General features: G+C 72.4%; 4 protein-coding genes. All 4 read left to right on the top strand.

Features of this window, described 5'->3' with window-relative positions; translation table 11 throughout:
• On the top strand, nt 1–1569 hold a 1569-nt coding region (locus DBR23_RS21435; RefSeq protein ID WP_369882151.1), incomplete at its 5' end, for an ABC transporter substrate-binding protein.
• Entirely contained in the window at nt 1566–2534 is a 969-nt protein-coding gene (locus DBR23_RS21430) for an ABC transporter permease (protein ID WP_108499532.1), read from the top strand. The genes DBR23_RS21435 and DBR23_RS21430, both read left to right, overlap by 4 nt.
• The gene (locus DBR23_RS21425; protein ID WP_108499531.1) at nt 2531–3373 is read left to right on the top strand and encodes an ABC transporter permease; all 843 of its coding nucleotides are present in this window, start codon (nt 2531–2533) and stop codon (nt 3371–3373) included. The genes DBR23_RS21430 and DBR23_RS21425 overlap by 4 nt, the downstream gene beginning before the upstream one ends.
• On the top strand, nt 3370–4066 hold a 697-nt coding region (locus DBR23_RS21420), incomplete at its 3' end, for an ATP-binding cassette domain-containing protein (protein WP_146191398.1). The genes DBR23_RS21425 and DBR23_RS21420, both read left to right, overlap by 4 nt.

Below are 4066 nucleotides of genomic sequence, written 5' to 3'. Positions count from 1 at the left end.
GCCTTGCAGGCCCCCGTGGCCGCGCTGGCGGCAGGCGCCCTGCCCGCTGCGTGGGCGCAGGGCACACCGCCCGCGTCCGCCCCCGCACCGCTGCAAATCGTCGGCCCGTGGGAGATCAGCGGCCTGGCACCCGCCAGCAGCGGCTATGTGTTCACACGCCTGCAGGTCACCGAAACCCTGCTGGACGCTGCAGACAATGGCCAGCCACGGCCCGCGCTGGCGCGGCTCTGGCGCCGGTCGGCGGATGGGCTGGTGTGGCACTTTGAGCTGCGGCCCGGGGCGCGTTTTCATGATGGCACGCCGGTGACGGCCGCCGCCGTGGTGCGCAGCCTGCAGGCCGCTCAGGTGGCGCCCGCGCTGCTGAGCCAGGCACCCATCGAATCCATTTCTGCGCCCGACGTGGGCACGGTGCTGATTCGCCTGCAACGCCCCCACACCGCCCTGCCCGCGCTGCTGGCGCATTCCAGCACCATGGTGTTGGCCCCGGCCAGCTACGGGGCCGACGGCAAGGTGCGCAGCATCATTGGCAGCGGCCCCTACCGCATTGCGCTGCTGGTGCCGCCGCAGCAGGTGGAGACCGTGGTGTTTGACGCCTACGACGGCCCGCGCCCCGCCATTGCCGCCGTGCGCTACCTGGCCGCCAGCCGCGCCGAAACCCGCGCGCTGATGGCCGAGAGCGGCCAGGCCGACCTGGCCTATGGGCTGGACCCAGCCAGCCTGCGGCGGCTGCAGCGCCATGCCAAAAACCCGGCTCTGGCGCGCCGCACCACCGTGCGCATTGCATCGGTCACGCTGCCGCGCACCGTCATCGTCAAGCTCAATGCGGGCCTGCCCGCATTGCGCGACGTGCGCGTGCGCCAGGCGCTGAGCCTGGCCATCGACCGCGCGGGCATTGCGCTGGCGCTGATGGGCGACGAGGCGCTGGCCGCCACGCAGCTGCTGCCGCCCACGCTGGGTGCGTGGCACAACCCCGACCTGCCCGCGCTGCAGCACGACCCCGAAGCCGCCGCGCGCCTGCTGCGCGCCGCAGGCTGGCAGCGCCACGGCGACGGCCTGCGCGATGCCGATGGCCAGCCGCTGCACTTGGTGATCCGCACCTTTGTGGACCGGCCCGAGCTGCCGCTGATTGCCACCGCCTTGCAGGAACAGTGGCGGCTGGCGGGCATGGCGGTGAAGGTGAGCATCGGCAACTCGGGCGACGTGCCCCGGGGCCACCGCGACGGCAGCCTGCAACTGGCCCTGGCGGCGCGCAACTACGCCAACGTGCCCGACCCCACAGGCACGCTGGCGGGCGACTTTGCGGCGCAGGGCGGCGACTGGGGCGCCATGGGCTGGCACAGCGACACCGTGGTGCAGGCCCTGCAGGAGCTGACGCGCACCCAGACGCCGCCCGAGCGCACGCGCGCGCTGCGGCAATCCATCACGCACACCCTGCAAACGGAGCTGCCCGTGATCCCCGTGGCGTGGTACCGCCAGCATGTGGCCGTGGCCCCCCGGCTGGCGAGCGTCACGCTAGACCCGCTGGAGCGTTCTTACCGCCTGACCGGCATGGAGTGGAACAACCCATGAACCCCTTGATGTCAAAACCCTGGGCCGCCCTGCTCGGCCGCAGGCTGGTGCAGGTGCTGGCCGTGTCCCTGCTGATCGGCACGCTGTGCTTTTTGATGGTGCGTGCCCTGCCGGGCGACCTGGCCATGCGCGTGGCGGCGGGCCGCTATGGCTATGACCTGGTGAGCAACGCTGCCGCCGACGCGGTGCGCGCGGAGTTGGGGCTGGACCGACCCGGCTGGCTGGCGCTGCTGCACTGGTGGCGCGACATGGCCAGCTTCAACCTGGGCCAGTCGCTGGTGTCGCAGCGATCGGTGTGGCACGAGGTCACGCACCACCTGGGCGCCACGCTGCGCCTGTCGGCTGCCGCGCTGGCCATTGCCTTTGCCGTGGGTGTGCCACTGGGCGTGTGGGCCGGACTGCGCCCCCAGGGCTGGGTGGACAAGGCCAGCTGGCTGATGGCCGTGGTGCTGCGCGCGCTGCCGCCGTTTTTGCTGTCGGTGCTACTCATCCTGCTGGTGGCGGTGCAGTGGGGGTTTTTGCCGGCGGGCGGTGACGAGAGCCAGGCCAGCCTGGCGCTGCCCGCGCTCACGCTGGGGCTGGGCCTGGCCGCCGGGCTGGCGCGCGTGACCCGCGCTGCGATGCTGGAGGTGGTGGTGTCGCCCTTCTTTGAATTTGCGCGCACCAAGGGCCTGAGCGACTGGCAGGCGCTGGTGCGCCACGGCCTGCGCAATGCGGCTGTGCCAGTGACGGCCTACCTGGGCGTGCAGGCGCTGTTTCTGGTGGAGGGCGCGCTGGTGGTGGAGACGCTGTTTGCCTGGCCCGGCATTGGCCATGCGCTGGTGCACGCCGTGTTCGGGCGCGACATCCCTGTGGTGCAAGGCACGGCGCTGTGCATGGGCGTGCTGTTTGTGGCCTTCAACCTGCTGGTGGATGCGGCGTGCCTCGCGCTGGACCCCCGACACACACAAAAGGTGGCTGCATGAGTGCCGTGCCTTCCACCCTTTCATCGCCCACAGGCGCCGTAGTGGCCCAGCCCCGCTGGCCGCTGCGCACCACCTTGGGGCTAGCCATGCTCGGCCTGCTGGCGCTGTTTGCCCTGCTCGGCCCCTGGCTGGTGGGCGCCAGCCCGGTGGTGCAAGACCTGCGCAACACCCTGGCGCCCCCCAGCGCCCAGCACTGGCTGGGCACCGATGTGCTGGGCCGCTCGGCGCTGGCGCGGCTGGCGCATGCGGCGCAGCTCTCGTTGGGCATGGCACTGCTGGCGGCCGTGAGCGCCGCCGTGCCCGGCACGCTGCTGGGCATTGCCGCCGCGTGGTGCGGCGGGCGCACCGAGCGGGCGCTGCTCATGCTGTCGGACTCGGTGCTGGCCATTCCGGGCCTGCTGCTGGTGCTGCTGATTGCGGCGCTCGCCCCCGGCGCGCTGTGGGCGCTGTATGCGGGCCTGTCGGCTGCGCTGTGGGTGGAGTACTTTCGCGTGAGCCGTGCGGTGGCCCGGCCCGTGCTGGCGGGCGACGCGGTGCAGGCATCGCGCCTGCTGGGGTTTGGGCGCGGCTATGTGCTGCGCCGCCACCTGCTGCCCGCGCTGGCACCCACGCTGGGCACGCTGCTGGCCTTCACCACGTCGCAGGCCGTGCTGGCGCTGGCCGCGCTGGGTTTTGTGGGTGTGGGCATGCAGCCGCCCACGCCCGAGCTGGGCCTGATGATGACCGAGGCCATGCCCTACTACGAAGAAGCCCCGTGGCTCATTGCCGCCCCCACCGCGCTGCTGGTGTGGCTGGTGGCCGCGATGATGCTGCTCAACCCCGACCGGGAGACCGCATGACCACGCCTTTGAAATCCGACGCTCTGCTGGCCGTGGAGGGGCTGGGCATCCATGTGGGCGGCAAGCGGCTGCTGCGCGACATCGGCTTCAGCCTGCGGCCGGGCGAGGCGCTCACGCTGGTGGGCGAAAGCGGCGCGGGCAAGTCGCTGCTGGCCCAGGCCATCATGGGCAACCTGCCGCCTGCGCTGCAGGCCACGGGCCAGATCACGCTGGATGGCACCACCACCCGCGCCCAGGACGCCGCCGCGCGCCGCGCCCTGTGGGGCCGCAAGCTGGCGCTGCTGCCGCAGGAGCCCTCGCTGGCACTCAACCCCCTGGCCCGCGTGGCGCCGCAGCTGGCCGAGGTGTACCGCCTGCTGCACCAGCAGCCCCCCAGCGCCGCCAGCACACAGGCCGAACAGGTGCTGGGCGCTGCGGGCCTGGGCGGCGCGGGCAACCACTACCCCTGGCAACTGTCGGGCGGCATGGCCCAGCGCGCGGTGGCCGCCATCACCCTGGCCGGGGGCGCCCCGGTGCTGATGGTGGACGAGCCCACCAAGGGCCTGGACGCACATTGGCGCGGCCGCATGGTGGAGTTGTTCCAGGGCGTGCTGAAGACAGGCGGCTGCCTGCTCACCATCACCCACGACATGCAGGTGGCGCAGGCGCTGGGCGGCCAGGTCATCGTGCTGCGCCACGGGCAGGCGGTGGAGC

This window comes from Acidovorax sp. HMWF018 (genome assembly GCF_003061035.1).
In the GTDB taxonomy this organism is placed as follows: domain Bacteria; phylum Pseudomonadota; class Gammaproteobacteria; order Burkholderiales; family Burkholderiaceae_C; genus Acidovorax; species Acidovorax delafieldii.
Note: the sequence above shows the minus strand (reverse complement) of the source record. Positions and strands in the feature narration are given on the sequence as shown.

What these genes read in the sequence shown, in the direction of transcription:
- DBR23_RS21430 (WP_108499532.1), top strand. Translation starts at nt 1,566, where the DNA reads ATGAACCCCTTGATGTCAAAACCCTGGGCCGCCCTGCTCGGCCGCAGG.
- DBR23_RS21425 (WP_108499531.1), top strand. Translation starts at nt 2,531, where the DNA reads ATGAGTGCCGTGCCTTCCACCCTTTCATCGCCCACAGGCGCCGTAGTG.